General features: G+C 70.5%; 1 pseudogene. It reads right to left on the bottom strand.

Annotation, left to right across the window (positions count from 1 at the left end):
* Positions 1 to 220 (bottom strand): annotated as a pseudogene (locus tag IG90_RS0138975) (recombinase RecA); the annotation flags it as partial.

The raw sequence follows: 220 nt of genomic DNA, 5'->3' as shown, positions 1-220 counted from the left end.
ATGAACGCCACCGAGCCACCGAGCTTCTGCGCGTTCGCCACGGCGTGCAGCGTCAGCGTCGTCTTGCCGGAGGACTCCGGTCCGTACACCTCCACCACACGGCCGCGCGGCAGACCGCCGACGCCGAGGGCGACGTCGAGGGCGGTCGAACCCGTGGGGATGACCTCGATGGGCTCGTTCGGCCGCTCACCGAGGCGCATCACCGCACCCTTGCCGAACT

Origin of the sequence: Streptomyces anulatus (assembly GCF_000721175.1) — a bacterium.
In the GTDB taxonomy this organism is placed as follows: domain Bacteria; phylum Actinomycetota; class Actinomycetes; order Streptomycetales; family Streptomycetaceae; genus Streptomyces; species Streptomyces anulatus_C.
The sequence above is the reverse complement of the archived record's forward strand: the minus strand, read 5'-3'. Positions and strand labels throughout refer to the sequence as shown.